Genomic DNA, 17,004 nt, shown 5'->3' with positions numbered 1-17,004 from the left:
ATGGATTGGCACGGAAAAACAGTAGGGTATGCGATCACTGGATCTCATTGCACTTTTGCTGAGGTAATGCCACAAATTCAGCGCTTCGTAGACGGGGGAGCAAACGTAGTACCTATAGTTTCTGCCTCTGTACTAGGAACAGACACCCGCTTTGGGACATCGCAAAATTGGTTAAAACAGTTGAAAGATATAACAGGGAATGATATCATTTCTACAATTGTTGAAGCGGAGCCGCTGGGTCCTTCCAAGCTGCTGGATGTGCTGACAATAGCACCTTGCACAGGAAATACAACGAGTAAACTGGCTAATGCCATGACGGATAGTCCCGTGCTAATGGCAGCTAAATCACAGATGCGCAACGGACGTCCACTAGTTCTAGCGATATCTACAAATGATGGATTGGGCCTAAATGCCGCAAATATTGCTAAGCTTCTGGTGGCTAAACATATTTATTTTGTACCATTCGGTCAAGATAACCCTGAGGGTAAACCTAACTCGCTCGTGGCACGCATGGATCTTATCCCGGAAGCTTGCTATGCCGCTTTGCAAGGTAAACAACTACAGCCGATGATCATCGAACGGTTTCATTCAGCATAGAAAATTGACAGAGCTCGGCTGATTTTGTTGTGGACAATAAAAGGGGAGATGCACCAAATGAGCAATGAGAAGTGCCAAGATAACGTAGTGGAACCAGCTAAGTTCATTGCTATCAAAAAAATATAAGCAGTATTGCTACCGTCCTCAGGTTCGAGGGCGGTACAGCCATTTAACAACTTACTTAACGAATAAGCTCACGTACCGTAATCTTTTCACGAATGATTAGTGTGTTTGCTTTGATAATAATGGGGGAATTATACATGGGTATTCTGGTACAAAAATTCGGAGGAACATCGCTATCCACACCGCAAGCTAGAGAACACGTAATCCGCAATGTCAAAAGGGAGCTGGCAAGTGGCTATAGTCTTGTAATTGTTGTATCGGCTATGGGCCGTCGCGGAGAACCTTACGCAACTGACACTTTGCTGGATTGGGCCGTGCAGAACGGAGATGCACTTCCAGACCGGGAAAAAGATCTCTTGATGTGCTGTGGCGAAATTATTTCAGCTACTACTCTATGTGGGCTGCTGGAGAATGAAGGCATCGCTTCTACAGTATTAACGGGAGCTCAGGCAGGATTTCTGACAGACAGCAACTACGGTAATGCCAGAATTCTGGATGTACGTCCGGAACGCATTCTCCGTGAGCTGCGTGAGGATAAGGTAGTTATTGTTACCGGGTTCCAGGGCCAGACTGAAGCGGGTGATTTGACAACTTTAGGCCGTGGCGGCAGTGATACCTCTGCTACAGCACTGGGTGCTGCTCTTCATGCTGATATGGTGGATATTTATACGGATGTGAACGGAATTCTTACAGCAGATCCACGGATCGTTGAAGATGCTAAGCCATTAACTTACGTTAGTTATACTGAAATTTGCAATATGGCTCATCAGGGAGCAAAAGTCATTCATCCACGTGCGGTTGAGATTGCTATGCAGGCACAGATCCCAGTTCGTGTTCGTTCAACCTTTTCAGAAGCTGAAGGTACGTTGGTTACGAATCCAGAAGGATTTAACGATATCCAAGCAGGGGGAATTGTGGATCGATTCGTTACAGGGATTGCTTATGTCAGCAATGTTACACAGATTTCTGTGGAATGCCCGGACGGTAACGGAACCGGAGTGCAGCTGCAAATCTTTAAGAGTATGGCAGATAACGGGATAAGCGTTGATTTTATTAATGTAACACCTACGGAAGCTCTTTATACGGTTTTTGATGACAAATCAGAGAAGGCTATTTCTGCTCTACAGCAGCTGGGTTTGCGACCTAAGAGTTTGTCGGGTTGTGCCAAAGTTTCTGTTATCGGGGGCGGAATTAATGGTGTGCCTGGTATTATGGCGCGCATTGTTGAGGCGCTTAGCTCGCAAAACATTCAAATACTACAATCCGCGGATTCGAATACAACGATATGGGTGCTTGTGAAAAAAGAAGATATGGTGCAGTCCCTGCGTTCGCTGCATGCTATGTTTGAATTGCACCGCTGACAAGGAGGAATTCAAAGTGGATTTCGGAAGATTAATAACAGCCATGGTAACCCCTTTTGATGGGGATGGAGAAATCAACTGGGATGTAACTTCACAGCTTGTCGATTATTTAATTGAGGTACAGAAATCAGAGGCTTTGGTTGTCTGCGGAACGACAGGGGAATCGCCTACGTTAAGCGATGAGGAAAAGCTGCAGCTGTTTTCTTTTGTGCTGGAAAAGGCGAATGGACGTTGTAAAGTTATTGCTGGAACTGGCAGCAATAACACGAAACATTCCATTCAGCTGACGAAGGAAGCGGAGAAAATAGGCGTAGATGGAGTGCTTTTGGTCGTTCCTTATTATAATAAACCGAATCAAGAAGGTCTGTATCAGCATTTTTCCACGATTGCTTCAGAGACTTCATTACCAGTGATTTTATATAATGTTCCAGGTCGAACAGGTGTAAGTATGAGCGTGGCCACTACCCTGCGGCTTGCTGAGATTCCGAACATCGTTGCTACGAAAGAATGCGCGTCTGTAGATCAGGTAACACTTATTGCCTCTGATTGTTCAGATGATTTCCGTGTATATACGGGTGATGATGCCTCAGGTCTTGCCAGTCTGGCTGTCGGTGGATACGGAATTATAAGTGTATCTAGCCATGTGGTTGGTGCGCAGATGTCAGAAATGATTTACGCTTATACCTCCGGCAATGTTCAGCTTGCTGGAGAGATTCATCGCCAGCTGTTCCCGATTTTTAAAGGAATGTTTGAATGCCCACAACCGCTGCCCAATCCTTCAGCTGTAAAATATGCTTTAGGACTCAAGGGGATCCCTGTGGGCGGAGTCAGATTGCCGCTTATTTCGCCAACGGAAGCGGAAGCGGCTTTTATTGAAGCACTTTTTCACTAAGAATTAATCATTGCTGATGTACGTTCTAAACCGGCTACTCTATTGAGGGAGCCGGTTTTTGCATTTATATTTTTTTTCTGAAATATTGAGGCGAATTTAAGGAAAGAATTTGGATACGAGGCGGATGACTTGTCTTTTGCCAAAAAAATCATGTATAATGATCTTAAGTGACTGGGTGCGGTTAAAATTAAATATGCGGTAATCTTCCGTCAATGTAATACATTGTGAGACAGGATAGGTCCCAAGATGAGTCTGTTTAAATAAATGACATGTCTTCGCGCGAGGGGCGCGACGGTGAATTTTGACGGCGTTTGTCCGCTTCAATATGAACTTTACTGCCCGGAATCGGGAGCTTTCGCATTGCGCATTTTACAGATTTCAGGAATTTCCTCGTCGATTGGAAGTTATTGGCTGTTTGAAAGAAATGTGTTCAGCGCCGCTGAAATAATCGAAGTTCGATATTTACCAATAAAAGTATGACGTCCAACATCATAGGAGGGTTAGATTCATTTGTCCAAAAAAAACAACAACGATAAATTGACGATTTTCGCATTGGGCGGAGTCGGAGAAATCGGGAAAAACATGTATGTTATTCAATACGGAGCTGACATTGTAGTCGTGGATTCGGGACTCAAGTTTCCGGAAGAGGATATGCTCGGTATTGACATCGTAATTCCTGATATCTCGTATTTGACAGAGAACCGTGACAAGGTAAGAGGTATTGTGCTTACTCACGGACACGAGGATCACATCGGTGGTCTACCTTATGTCCTGAAGAATTTGAATGTTCCAGTCTATGGAACAAGATTGACTTTAGGTCTTGTAGAGAACAAATTGAAGGAAGCGAACCTGCTGGGTGACACCAAACGGATTCTGATCAACGAAGATTCAGAAATTCAATTGGGGAACTCACTTAAGGTAACTTTCTTTAGAACCAACCACAGTATTCCTGATTCCGTGGGTGTATGCATTGAGACTCCGGAAGGAAATGTTGTTCATACGGGCGATTTCAAATTTGACCACACCCCAGTCAACGGTCAATTTGCAAATCTGCATCGGATGGCAGAGATTGGCCAAAAGGGCGTACTTGCTCTTTTGTCGGATAGTACGAATGCTGAGAAACCAGGCTTTACCCCATCTGAAAAGAATGTCGGTATTGTGCTGGAAGATATTTTCCGCAAGGCTGAGCAACGTGTCGTTGTAGCAACTTTTGCTTCCAATGTGCACCGTATTCAACAAGTGGTTAATGCAGCAGAATCTACGGGTCGTAAGATTACAGTAATTGGCCGTAGTATGGTCAACGTTGTATCCATCGCTTCAGAGCTTGGATATTTGAACGTACCTGACGGAATGCTGATCGAACCGGAAGAAATGAATAGAATGGCAGCAAATCGTGTAGTTGTTCTTTGCACAGGCAGCCAAGGCGAGCCAATGTCTGCATTGACACGTATGGCACGTTCTAGTCATCGCAAAGTAGATATCCTGCCAGGCGATACCGTTATTATTGCAGCAACACCTGTACCAGGTAATGAGAAGTATGTAGGCCGTACTATTGATGAATTGTTCCGTCTTGGTGCTAATGTGATTTACAGCGGCTCCAACTCCGGCGTTCACGTATCCGGTCACGGTAGTCAAGAAGAACTTAAGCTTATGCTTAACCTGATGAAACCGAAATTCTTCATTCCGATCCACGGTGAATACCGCATGCAGCGCAAACATGCTTTGCTGGCAGAATCGGTTGGCGTAGAGCCACAGAACATTTTCATCACTGAAATCGGTGAAATTGTTGAAATCCAAGGCGGTGCCGCTCGTAAGGCTGGCAAAGTAACAGCTGGTAACGTATTGATTGACGGACTAGGTGTAGGCGATGTTGGTAACATTGTATTGCGTGACCGTAAGTTGCTGTCTCAAGATGGTATCTTGGTTGTCGTGGTTACACTTAGCAAGCAGAATGGTGCAATTGTTTCTGGACCTGACATCATTTCACGTGGTTTTGTTTATGTTCGGGAGTCCGAAGGGCTGCTCGACGAGGCTAACCGAATTGTATCCAGTACATTGCAACGCCTGATGAGTGAAAAAGTAAATGAGTGGGCTTCCCTTAAAACAAGCGTAAAAGATTCGCTGGGCCGTTTCTTATATGAACAAACGCGCCGCAGACCGATGATTTTGCCAATTATCATGGAAGTGTAAGGAGAGTTTCTCCTTCAATGAATATATAGCTAGGGCTGAGCCCCTTTTCCCCGGAAATATTGGACGGTTTCCACGGGAGAAGGGGTTTTTGTATGTTCATAAGCTGAAAATTGCATAATGCAGCACCCTGAAACGTCATACTAAGGATTGTTAGTAAGGCAACAGCAGACTAGAGCTGCATATAACAAGGGAGAGCTGCGAAGATGAACTACATCGAAGGATCAAATGGAGCAAAAAATGAGGAAGTTGTCCCAGGAGAAACTAATCCGAATCCTAATGAAAATATGCCGCCCACTACAATGGGAGCGATTAAGGAGCTTGGACAAACAGTAGTCCCAAGTGGAGAGCCTGATATTTTTTGCTTAACGATTATTGGTCAGATTGAAGGACATATTGTTATGCCTCCACAGAACAAAACAACAAAGTATGAGCATATCATTCCGCAGCTGGTGGCAGCTGAGCAGAATAAAAACATCAAAGGCCTGCTTATCATTTTAAATACGGTAGGTGGAGATGTAGAAGCGGGATTAGCAATTGCGGAAATGATTGCATCCCTCTCCAAGCCAACGGTAACCGTAGTCATTGGAGGCGGGCACAGCATCGGGGTGCCGATTGCAGTTTCCTCCACTTATTCGATTATTGCTGAAAGTGCAACGATGACGATTCATCCGATTCGAATGAATGGTTTAGTGATCGGAGTGCCGCAAACTTTCGAGTATATGGAGAAAATGCAGGAACGCGTCGTTAAATTTGTGACTTCCCATTCGCGCATTTCTGAAGAACAGTTCCGTGATCTCATGTTTAAGACAGGTGAGCTCAATCGTGATATCGGGACGGCTGTGGGGGGCTTGGATGCCGTTAAATATGGTCTGATGGATGAGGTCGGCGGGATCGGAGCGGCACTTGCGCATCTTAACCGAATGATCGGCGGGGATTTCTCAGCATCGACTCCAGGAGGGATTACGCAATGACACTGTACACAGTAGTTGCAATGGAACAGGTGTGGGAGGGGGCATTTAACAATTATGCCGCAACCCGAGAAGTTAGTGTGCAGGGCATGCTGATGCAGGTTGAACCGATGGAGGAAGGACGTGCGCGGATTGTGAGATTATTGGATTGTCCGCTGAACCGTTATCTAGATCCGGCGTTCTCTCCAGGTTCGATAATTACATTAACATAAAGATTCATTTTCTGACAAAAGAGAACATAGGTACGCCACGCCATTATATGGTATAATGTTGTTCCGGGGGTGGCTGGCGTGGCTAAACGAAAAAAGAAGAAGAAAAAAGCGCTGCTCGGCAGCGTTTTGAAATATGAAATATATGGAATTTTATTAATAACTATTTCCGTCATTGCACTGTCTGGTGAAGCAGCCGTAGGGCGCTCACTTTCAAGTATGGCGGGTTACTTATTAGGGAGATTCTATTTTGTGTTGCCGCTTATCGGCATTTTTTATGGACTTATGGTGATGATCCATCGAAGATGGCCTTCCTCGTGGAACAGCAGGCATACTGGCGTGCTTCTGCTTCTATTGTCTATGTGCCTTATGAGCACAATATCTGCAATGGAGCAGAAGCTTGGCCCGTTGTCTTTGTTACATCCTGGCAATGTAATGACACAAATACATAATGATCTTTCGGGATCACTTTCACCTGGCTCGAACGAAAGCAATGTCTATATGCTGGGTAAGGATATAAGCGGAGGGTACATTGGCGGGTTGGAGTATGCAGCGCTGTTATGGCTTTTTGGTAGTCTGGGCGCTAAGCTGCTTATGATCGTCATGCTGGCGATCAGCTTTATGCTAATTACCAACTTGTCCTATGTGGAGATTTTTACGCTTTTGCGAGTGCGCTTGGTTAAGTTTGTGGAGGGGATTCGTCTCCATGCTGCAAACCGTCCTAAGGCGGTTCCCGTAGCGGCCAGACCTTCTAGAGCCGCTGCTCCAGCTAAAGCTCGGCAGGTGAAGCAGCCTGTCTATGATGACGAGGAGGAAGAAGACGAAGACGATCGGTATTTGCCTAATCGCAAACAACCTGTCCTTTTGAAAAAAATATCTGGCTGGTTCTCAGGCTCCACGCGTTCACAGGTGGAAGCAGATTCTGAGGATGACGATCAGGGTCCAATTGTGACAAGTGCTTCAACCGGTCCGATTATTTCGGGATTAACTCCAGATAGTCATGTAATTCCATTAGACGATATCGATCATGATTTTGATGATGCGGATCTGGATATTGAACCTGTGACGCCTATTATTCGTGACTTCTTTGAACATATCCGTTCAGAAGGGTTAAACGAAGAAGACCGGGAAGAGTGGAGTGAATTCTCACCCGCAGCTCGTGGTGAAGCAGCTAAACCTGCTGTAGCCGGACCTAATGCCGTTAAGCAGCAGCCTGCGGATGAGTCTGAGGAGAATGTAAGCATAGACTTGGAAGGCCTGCTAGGTGCTTCTCCAGATGGAGAGATTATTCCCGCTCCTCCAGCACCACCGCCACCGAAGCCATATAAGCTGCCATCGTTCCGTCTTCTAGCCAAACCTAACAATGGTGGCAAAGCTGGAGATCAGAATGATTATATGCAGACAGCCCGTAAGTTAGAAGCAACACTTGAAAGCTTTGGGGTACGGGCTAAGGTGCTGGAGGTAGTAAGAGGCCCAGCGGTTACGAGGTATGAGATACAACCGGATATTGGGGTTAAGGTTAGCCGTATTGTAAATCTGACGGATGACATTGCCCTTGCACTTGCAGCCAAAGACATTCGGATGGAAGCGCCGATTCCGGGTAAATCTGCGATTGGGATAGAAGTTCCGAACTCTGAGGTGTCTATTGTTACCATGCGCGAAGTTATGGAAACACAGATTTTTCAGGAGGCTGAATCCAGATTATCGATTGCTTTTGGCCGTGATATTTCCGGCCAGACCATTATTGGCAATCTGGCTAAGATGCCCCATTTATTGGTGGCCGGTGCAACAGGCTCCGGTAAATCTGTCTGCATCAACGGGATTATAACAAGCATCTTATACAAAGCTAAACCTGATGAAGTCAAATTCCTCATGGTCGATCCTAAGATGGTAGAGCTGAATGTGTATAACGGAATTCCCCATCTTCTGGCTCCGGTTGTCACAGATCCCAAGCGGGCAAGTCTTGCTTTGAAGAAGATTGTTGTGGAAATGGAGAAGCGTTACGAGCTATTCTCCAAATCGGGAACACGGAATATGGAAGGTTATAATAAGCTAATGGCTGAGAATCCAGCGGCAATTCTCCCGTATATCGTTGTTATTGTGGACGAGCTTGCGGATTTGATGATGGTTGCAGCCAATGATGTCGAGGATGCAATTTGCCGACTTGCACAAATGGCGCGGGCGGCTGGAATTCATTTAATTATCGCTACACAACGCCCTTCAGTAGATGTAATCACAGGTTTAATTAAAGCTAATATTCCATCCCGGATCGCTTTTGGCGTATCGTCCAATGTGGATTCACGTACCATTTTGGATATGCCCGGTGCAGAGAAGCTGTTAGGCCGAGGTGATATGTTGTTCTTGCCAATGGGCGCATCTAAACCTATTCGTGTACAGGGAGCTTTTATGAGCGACCAAGAAGTAGAGACTATTGTTCAATATGTCAGCAGTCAAGGTGAAGCCGAATACGATGAGTCCATCGTTCCTGAAGTGGATGATACAATCACTGAGGATCAGGAGCCACAGGATGAATTATACGAGCAGGCCGTACAAATTGTACTGGAGGCTAAGCAGGCTTCAGTGTCGCTGCTACAGCGTCGAATGCGTGTCGGTTATACCCGTGCAGCCCGGTTGATTGACTCTATGGAGGCTCGTGGGGTCATCGGTCCTTACGAGGGCAGCAAGCCGCGTGAGGTACTGGTGTCACTTGAGCAATATCAGCATAACAAGATCAGCTCCTAAGCTGGACAAGCCCGTCGAAACTTTCAATAGACAGCAAAAGAGATGGCCACTTTATGAAGTGGACTATCTCTTTTTTGTATCCTGAGTACTTATTTGACTCTTGGTGCAGCAAGCAAAGCTTCAACAATATAATCCAGTTGCACATTTAGAGAATAGATATCACTGTAATAACCTAATCCAAAATCAATTTCCATCAAACGGCCTTCTTTCACGGCAGGGATATTGTTCCAAATTGGGTTTTGGGTCAGATCAGCCATACCATCATAAGAGGAGCGGAAGATATAGTCACCGCTGTATTTGCCAAGGACTTCAAAGGATACGGATTCGCCATCCGCACCAGTCGCCGTATCTATTTTCTGTTGAATGATTTCCGGCGCCTTCATGCCTAAATATTCATAAATGATTTGCGAACCACGTCCGAATTGTTTGCTTGCCACAACAGCCATACTGTTGTCTTTTCCACCTTCCATGATGGATATTGTGTGATCCAGAATACCAGCTTCTTGCAGCTTTTGTTTGCTGTCTTCAACTTTTTTATGGAAATCAGTAAATAATTCTTTTGCTTGATCCTCTTTGCCTACGACTTGTCCAATAAAGGACACCCGTTCTTCTGTTGACATTTTTTCATACGGAACTAACACTGTTGGTGCAATTTGGTGGAGGGCTTCATAAGTTTCCTCTGACGGCACGATGATTAGTTCGGGATTTAGAGCAAGGATTGCTTCAGGGCTAGCCTCAAACCAGGTGCCAAGCTTTTGCACATCTTTTAGCTCATCTTCAAATGCAGCACCCTCGGATACATCGGATACACCTATAGGTTTAATGCCTAGAGCCAGTACATCACCGAGCAAATAAAGAACTACGACTCTTTGTGGACTAGTGGGAACGGCAATGTCTCCTTTAACTGTGGAAATTATCCGGGTTTGTGCTTCGACAGCAGCTTTGTCTGTATTTGCTCCTGTACTTGTTTCTGCTGAGGGGGTTGGTGTCCCATTGCTTGACGCATTTGAATTTGTGGTTCCCGTGGAACAAGCGCTTAACACTATGGTAAAGCATAATAACAGGGTGAGCAGTAAGGATGGTTTGGCATTTCTAAACATTGGTAATTCCCCTTCTCCGTTATATTGATAATGATTATCATAATCAATATAACGGAGAGGTTGTGTTCGGGCAATGTCAATTTGTGCACCTTGGGATGGCATATCACGCCAACTGGGTTGGGTGATCAATTTATTTTTGTATCGGACAGGGGAGGTTCCGTAATATTTTTTGAACATTTTTCCTAGATAATAGCCATCAGGATAACCTACTGCAATTGCGATGTCATGCAAGCTCGCCTCAGTGTTCAGGAGCAGTATTTTCGATTTTTCCATGCGGATGCTGATTAAGTACTGAGCAGGGCTAGTCTGCAGCCGTGTTCTGAATAATCTGGATAATGTTCTAGGGCTGCTGTTTACCGCTTTAGCTAATTTTTCAAGAGAGAAGGTTTCCTTATAATAAGTCTGCATATAGCGAATTGCTTGATCTAGCGGATCAGGTTGTATTAACTGTGTTTCCAGCGTATGCAGCTGCCTAAGCAGCTCATAAATCCATTGATAAAACAGTGTTTTAACATGCAGCCGATCCAAAAGACCTGTTTTGCCCCAATCAGTAAACATGTTCTCCATCTTATCAAATAAGGGCAGTGGACTAGTAGGCGTAAATCCATATTGAAGATTAAAGGGATTATTGTGTTCCATAATTGCTTTTAGATTGTTGCGTGAGGCGAGTGAAAGGTTTGCTTTATATAAAATTAAGTAATACTCCAGTAGTTCCTCCGTGCGTAAAAATTGAATGTTCATTCCTTTTCCACCATGAAGGATATGAAAGTTGCCGATCTCATGCGGGATCTCGTTAATCAGTATTTCGGCTTTGCCGTTTATGATCAACAAGAATGCGCTTGAGGGCAGCTGATAATGTGAATTCAGATCACTTGATCGTTGAAAAGTATGGCGTATATCAATAATTTCTATTAATGCGTGGTTCCACAATAAAATGTGGTCCTTTAAATTCATGATTAATATCAACTCCAACGTTTTCTTATTTCGATTATAGTTGATAATTATTCTCAATTACAATGAAACGCTATTACTTCTTTTTTAGTAATGCATAGGATGTCCTGACAGTCGTCATAATAACTTTAGCCATCCATGCAGAACTCACAAAAGAAAGGTAGAGCGAACCCCTATGAAGAAACATAAGTTGTGGATCTTTGCTTCTTTAACCCTTGCACTTGCTGCCGCGCCGTTTGCAGGAATGCTGCTCCAGGGTAATGGCATACTACAGACCAAGCAAAGTGCTGCTGCGTCATTTGTCCATGAACTAAATCATCCTGAAGAAGAGGCCTTGCCTGCCTTCAGCACGACTCCGATTAAACTCGGTTCTTCTGGTCAGGATGTTTATGAGTTGCAAGGACGTTTAAAACATCTGGGCTTTTATGAAGGGAAAATAGACAGTCAGTTTGGTCCGAAAACGAAAAATTCAGTAACGTGGTTTCAATGGAAGTTTGGAATGAAGTCTGATGGCATCGTAGGCGCTAAGACTAAGCTGAAATTGTATAACGCAACTAAGAACTGGAAGCCGACAGAGTCGGCTTCAGCAACCGGAAATAATACAGCAAACAACAACACCGGTAACAAAACAAATACAACCAATAATTCGGATTCAGCGTCTCTGTCTTCAGGGAATACGATGGGATTATCAGAAAATGATCTCAAAATTATGGCTAATGCCGTCTATGGTGAGTCAAGAGGTGAACCTTTCGAAGGACAAGTTGCTGTTGCTGCAGTAATCTTGAACAGGGTAAAATCTCCGAGCTTTCCAAATACGCCGTCTGGCGTTATTTTTCAGCCGGGAGCTTTTACAGCTGTAGCTGACGGGCAGATTTATTTGGAGCCAAATGAGCAGGCACGAAAAGCAGTGCAGCAAGCGCTGAATGGCTGGGATCCTTCGGGTGGGTGTTTGTATTATTTCAACCCTAAAACGGCGACCTCCAAATGGATTTGGACTCGTCCACAGGTCAAGACTATCGGCCAGCATATTTTCTGTATGTAGATAAGTAAAGAAGTAAATCCAGAGAGCAACCGGGAAGAGGCATCCGGTTGCTTCCTTACTTTGGAATGGTTTAGAATGGTTATTAATTCATAAACATGTTAATGAGCAACTATCCACGCGGTAAAGGAGTTTTGGACTTGACTAATAATGTATTTCAGCATGGCAACGTTGCAGGTATGCGTATTCACGTGATGCCTACCAAGGCGTTCAAGACCTACGCCATCTCACTTTATGCCGGCGTCCCACTTAATGAGGATACGGTAACCCCTACAGCACTTGCCCCATTTGTGCTCCGCAGAGGTACCGCTTCTTATCCAGAGACTACTCAATTCCGCGAGCGTTTGGAGGAGCTGTATGGCGCTGGATTTGGTTTTGATATTTATAAAAGAGGCGATTATCAGATTGTTCAGTTTCGCATGGACACCATTAATGACTCCTTCGTGCAGAGTCAGGAGAGCTTGCTTGAACAATCCTTTGCTTTCCTAGGAGAAGTCCTGACCCGTCCGTTGGTGGAGGATGGAAGCTTCCGTTCTTCCTATGTTGCAACAGAGCGTGAAACAGTGCGCAAGAAGCTGGAATCTATCGTAAATGATAAGATTCGTTATGCTGCGGAACGCTGTATCGAAGAAATGTGCCGTAACGAGCCCTATCGTCTTCATCCACTGGGTCAAAGAGCAGATTTGGATCGGATTACCCCAAAAAGTTTGTACGAATCTTATAACTCATGGCTGGATGGAGCTATTTTGGATCTCTATGTTGTGGGAGATACGACTACTGAGGAAGTTGAAAAGCTTGTGCAGCAGCACTTCGGACGCATTCAGTCGGAGGTGGGCTTATATAGCTCCAAGTTTGTCCCAGTATCCGTCAGCGAGGTGCGGACGGTAGAGGAGAAGCTGGATGTCAGTCAGGGCAAGTTGAACATGGGTCTGCGCACATCGATTACGTATAAGGACGATACATATGCGTCCGCACTTATGTACAACGGAATATTAGGAGGGTATCCACACTCCAAACTCTTCGTCAATGTACGGGAGAAGGCCAGTCTTGCATACTATGCTTCTTCACGCTATGACGGTCACAAGGGGATTGGAACGATACAATCAGGTATTGAAACGCAAAATTACAACAAAGCTGTTGAAATTATAGAGAAACAACTGGAAGAGATGAAAGCTGGCAATATCAGTGATCTGGAGTTAAGCCAGACCAAAGCCATGATCCGCAATCAGCTTTCCGAGATTCCGGATTCTGCTTTTGAGATGATCTCTTACGACTTCAACCGCCAGTTGTCAGGAAAAGAACGGACAGCGGATCAGCTGCTAGAAGAGGTGGAACAAATCGGTGCAGGGGAAGTAAAAGCTGCAGCGGAGACCTTTCAGCTGGATACGATTTATTTCTTGACAGGGAAGGAGGAATAGAGATGGAACAGATTCAATACGACAGACTTCAAGAGACCCTTTATCATGAGGTGATGGAGAATGGGCTTCAGGTTTATGTATTGCCAAAACCAACATTCAAAAAAACTTACGCCACATTTGCAACTAAATATGGTTCTGTAGATAACCATTTTCATGTCGCAGGTGGAGAAGAGACCACTGTTCCTGATGGTATAGCTCACTTTTTGGAGCACAAAATGTTTGAAGAGCCAGAAGGCGATATTTTTGCCACTTTTGCCTCAAATGGAGCTTCAGCTAACGCCTTTACAAGTTTTGATCAGACGGTTTATCTTTTCTCGGCAACAGAGAACATAGAGACCAACCTTAGTACACTCGTTGATTTTGTACAACGACCTTATTTTACGGATGAAAATGTAGAAAAGGAAAAAGGGATCATTGGTCAAGAAATCAATATGTATGCAGATAATCCAGACTGGCGCGTGTACTTTGGCCTTATTGAGGCGATGTATTCGAAACATCCGGTTCGGATTGATATTGCCGGAACTATAGAGTCGATTAGTACGATTACGAAAGAAACACTGTACACTTGTTACAACTCTTTTTATCATCCCAGCAATATGCTGTTGTTCGTAGTGGGTGGTGTGGATCCGGAGAAGGTATTCTCCTTGATTCGCAGCAATCAGCAGGGGAAATCTTATGGTAAACAAGGTGAGATTAAGCGTATTTTTGAAGAGGAGCCGGAACAAGTCGCTACGAAGCGCTTAGAAAGCAAACTCGCTGTTTCGATGCCTAAGATTATGTTTGGATTTAAGGAAAAAGTTGATGGTCTTACAGGCGAAGCTGCGCTTAAGCGTGATCTCGCCACAAAGCTTATGCTTGATTTGCTGGTTGGCAGCAGCACAGCGTTGTACCAAAAACTCTATGATGAAGAACTGATCTCAGACAGCTTTGGCCATGAATTTAATAGTTCAGAACAATATGCTTTTTCAGCTATGGGTGGAGATACCAAGGACCCGGATTTGCTGCTAAAACGAATTAAAGAAGAAGTGGATCAGATCTTAAAGTCTGGCTTTGCTGAGAAGGACTTCGAGCGGGCACGGAAAAAGAAAATAGGCGGATATTTGCGCATGCTGAACTCCCCTGAAAGTATCGCACATGAATTTACACGTTACCAATTCCGTGGTGGTGACCTGTTTGAAGTTCTGCCTATTTACGAATCGATTACTTTAGCTGAAGTGAATGAGCGTTTACATGCCCATGTAAATTGGGAGCAGCTCGCTGTTTCACTAGTGGTGAGTCCTTAAATGGCGCTTTTGGGAGAGAGCAACAAACCATTAGGAGAAATGACAGTTCTGGTGACAGGGGGCAGCGGGGGAATCGGTGGCGCCATTGCAGAACGGTTTGCCTCTGTAGGCATGAATATTGTTATTCACTACAAGCACTCACATGAAGCTGCTAATGATGTCGCTCGGCGTTGTATGGCCCTTGGAGCAAAGGTAATGACTGTAAATGCGGATATGAAGGATCGCAGTCAGATTGTACGAATGGCGGAGAAGCTTGAAAGTAATGGAATGCAGCCGGATATTCTTGTCAATAATGCCGGTAAATCTCATTATGGGATGCTGGCTGATGTGAGTGAAGAGGAATGGGACGATATTATGGCCATTAACTTGAAAGGTACCTTTATGTGCAGCCAGATTTTTATGCCGTACATGGTATCCCAGCGTTATGGTCGAATCATCAACGTTTCTTCCGTGTGGGGAATATCGGGAGCCTCTTGCGAGGTCGCTTATTCAGCCAGTAAAGGCGGAGTAAATGCGTTTACTAAGGCGTTAGCCAAGGAACTAGCACCTTCTGGCGTAACTGTGAACGCGGTAGCTCCAGGAGCGGTTAATACGAATATGTTGTCTAACCTACAGGAGGATGAGGTCCGGATGCTGGAGGATGAGATTCCGGCGGGACGTTTGGCTACACCGAACGAGATCTCCTCACTGATTTACTTTTTAGCATTGCCTGAATCCGGGTATATTACTGGGCAGATCATTAGCCCTAACGGTGGCTGGATTACTTAATGCTTAACTTGGAGAAAAGCTCCAGCATAAGAATCTATCGTCTGAGACATATTATAAGTGTTGTTTTTTAATCTCTCGTAAGGCGGCTTACAGCCTGTATGCAGGTGTTTGACCGTAAACATGAAGGAGGATTTAAGATGACACAAGACGATAGCGTAATCAAAAATTTTGACACCTGGAAGAAATTCCTAGGTAAACGGGTTGTACAGGCGGAGAAACTTGGGATGAGTCAAGATACAATCTCAAAGCTGGCTTTTGAAATCGGGGAATTCCTTGATGAAAAAGTGGATCCAGCAAACACTCAAAACCGTGCGATCAAAGAGCTATGGGATGTCGGCAACGATGAAGAAAAGCAAACGATTGCTAAACTCATGGTCAAGTTGGCGAAAGACAACGCCTAAGCTTGCGGAAAAGCTCCCCCTGTGGGAGCTTTTCTGCAATTATTACAGGACTGACCTTGCCTTTCATTTTTATTTTATATATCATTAACATGACCCGTGTAAAAGACCGCTTTGCCGGGGCAGCTTTTTTTGCTGTATTGGCAAAGGGTAGGGAAAAGGAATCTATGAGGTGTACAAGTGGAATATAAACAGTGGTATATGGAATACAAGATTCACAAGAACAGACCCGGTCTGCTTGGTGATATCGCTTCAATGTTAGGGATGCTGGAAGTTAACATTCTGACGATTAATGGAGTTGAAGGAAAAACTCGCGGAATGTTGCTGGAGACCAATGATGATGAGAAAATTATGCTGATGGGCGAAATGCTCAAAAAAGTTGATAATATTACAGTTTCAGCTCTGCGGTCTCCAAGGCTCGTGGACAAGCTGGCTGTGCGCCATGGGCGATATATTGAACGGGATTCAGATGATCGGAAGACGTTTCGTTTCACCCGCGATGAGCTAGGTCTATTGGTTGATTTTCTCGGTGAGCTGTTTAAAAAAGATGGGAATCAGGTTATAGGACTTCGTGGTATGCCCCGTGTAGGAAAGACGGAATCCATTATAGCTGGCAGTGTCTGTGCTATGAAACGCTGGACATTTGTCTCCTCCACATTATTGCGGCAGACGGTGCGCAGTCAATTGGCTGAAGATGAGATGAACCCACATAATGTATTTATAATTGATGGTATAGTTAGTACGATCCGCTCTAATGAGAAACATTATAATTTATTGCAAAATGTTATGAGCATGCCAAGCACAAAGGTTATTGAGCATCCAGATATTTTCGTACGCGAATCTGAGTATAGTTATGATGACTTTGATATTATTATTGAGCTGCGGAATAATCCAACGGAAGAAATCTTGTACGAGTCATTTACGACGAGCTACAGTGATGATTTATAGAACACAAACGATGAAGA

14 protein-coding genes are annotated in these 17,004 nt (G+C 44.6%); 13 read left to right on the top strand and 1 reads right to left on the bottom strand.

The features are described 5' to 3' along the window. From MKY14_RS09390 to MKY14_RS09360, 7 genes are all read left to right on the top strand, one after another. Complete coding sequence (locus tag MKY14_RS09390; protein ID WP_036688443.1) at window positions 1–597, top strand: dipicolinate synthase subunit B; 597 nt, start codon at window positions 1–3, stop codon at window positions 595–597. 260 nt (window positions 598–857) lie between these two features. Further along, window positions 858–2,081 (top strand): aspartate kinase, encoded by a 1,224-nt coding sequence (dapG, locus tag MKY14_RS09385; protein WP_036688442.1) that lies wholly within the window; start codon window positions 858–860, stop codon window positions 2,079–2,081. Between the two features lie 16 nt (window positions 2,082–2,097). Further along, window positions 2,098–2,973: a 4-hydroxy-tetrahydrodipicolinate synthase gene (dapA, locus tag MKY14_RS09380; protein ID WP_340010494.1), complete on the top strand. Its 876-nt coding sequence runs from the start codon at window positions 2,098–2,100 to the stop codon at window positions 2,971–2,973. A 510-nt stretch (window positions 2,974–3,483) separates the two neighbouring features. Further along, a complete protein-coding gene (locus tag MKY14_RS09375) occupies window positions 3,484–5,163 on the top strand; it encodes a ribonuclease J (RefSeq protein ID WP_076127859.1) in 1,680 nt (559 codons plus the stop codon). Between the two features lie 203 nt (window positions 5,164–5,366). Next, window positions 5,367–6,134 carry a ClpP family protease gene (locus tag MKY14_RS09370; protein WP_076136428.1) on the top strand — a complete coding sequence of 256 codons (768 nt, stop codon included), beginning with the start codon at window positions 5,367–5,369 and terminating at the stop codon, window positions 6,132–6,134. Continuing rightward, on the top strand, window positions 6,131–6,343 hold the full coding sequence (locus MKY14_RS09365) for a YlzJ-like family protein (RefSeq protein WP_076127863.1): 213 nt from the start codon (window positions 6,131–6,133) through the stop codon (window positions 6,341–6,343). The genes MKY14_RS09370 and MKY14_RS09365 overlap by 4 nt, the downstream gene beginning before the upstream one ends. A gap of 78 nt (window positions 6,344–6,421) precedes the next feature. After that, window positions 6,422–9,082: an FtsK/SpoIIIE family DNA translocase gene (locus MKY14_RS09360; protein WP_076127865.1), complete on the top strand. Its 2,661-nt coding sequence runs from the start codon at window positions 6,422–6,424 to the stop codon at window positions 9,080–9,082. A gap of 89 nt (window positions 9,083–9,171) precedes the next feature. On the opposite strand, the gene MKY14_RS09355 is transcribed toward MKY14_RS09360, so the two are convergent. Further along, entirely contained in the window at window positions 9,172–11,136 is a 1,965-nt protein-coding gene (locus MKY14_RS09355; protein ID WP_340010491.1) for an AraC family transcriptional regulator, read from the bottom strand. Window positions 11,137–11,308: 172 nt separating this feature from the next. Here MKY14_RS09355 and sleB point away from each other — a divergent pair, with 172 nt between their 5' ends. The 6 genes from sleB to MKY14_RS09325 all read left to right on the top strand — a co-directional run bounded on the left by sleB (window position 11,309) and on the right by MKY14_RS09325 (window position 16,987). Next, window positions 11,309–12,175 (top strand): spore cortex-lytic enzyme, encoded by an 867-nt coding sequence (sleB, locus tag MKY14_RS09350; protein ID WP_076127869.1) that lies wholly within the window; start codon window positions 11,309–11,311, stop codon window positions 12,173–12,175. 176 nt (window positions 12,176–12,351) lie between these two features. After that, window positions 12,352–13,590 (top strand): EF-P 5-aminopentanol modification-associated protein YfmF, encoded by a 1,239-nt coding sequence (gene yfmF, locus MKY14_RS09345; RefSeq protein WP_340012748.1) that lies wholly within the window; start codon window positions 12,352–12,354, stop codon window positions 13,588–13,590. A 2-nt stretch (window positions 13,591–13,592) separates the two neighbouring features. After that, complete coding sequence (yfmH, locus tag MKY14_RS09340; protein ID WP_076179904.1) at window positions 13,593–14,873, top strand: EF-P 5-aminopentanol modification-associated protein YfmH; 1,281 nt, start codon at window positions 13,593–13,595, stop codon at window positions 14,871–14,873. Continuing rightward, on the top strand, window positions 14,874–15,641 hold the full coding sequence (gene ymfI / locus MKY14_RS09335; protein ID WP_036688412.1) for an elongation factor P 5-aminopentanone reductase: 768 nt from the start codon (window positions 14,874–14,876) through the stop codon (window positions 15,639–15,641). A gap of 137 nt (window positions 15,642–15,778) precedes the next feature. Next, window positions 15,779–16,042: a DUF3243 domain-containing protein gene (locus MKY14_RS09330; protein WP_036688409.1), complete on the top strand. Its 264-nt coding sequence runs from the start codon at window positions 15,779–15,781 to the stop codon at window positions 16,040–16,042. Window positions 16,043–16,219: 177 nt separating this feature from the next. Then, window positions 16,220–16,987: a DUF3388 domain-containing protein gene (locus MKY14_RS09325; RefSeq protein WP_036688406.1), complete on the top strand. Its 768-nt coding sequence runs from the start codon at window positions 16,220–16,222 to the stop codon at window positions 16,985–16,987. Window positions 16,988–17,004 lie beyond the last annotated feature (17 nt).

Origin of the sequence: Paenibacillus sp. FSL R5-0887, from assembly GCF_038002305.1 — a bacterium.
Taxonomy (GTDB): domain Bacteria; phylum Bacillota; class Bacilli; order Paenibacillales; family Paenibacillaceae; genus Paenibacillus_AQ; species Paenibacillus_AQ odorifer.
The sequence above is the reverse complement of the archived record's forward strand: the minus strand, read 5'-3'. Positions and strand labels throughout refer to the sequence as shown.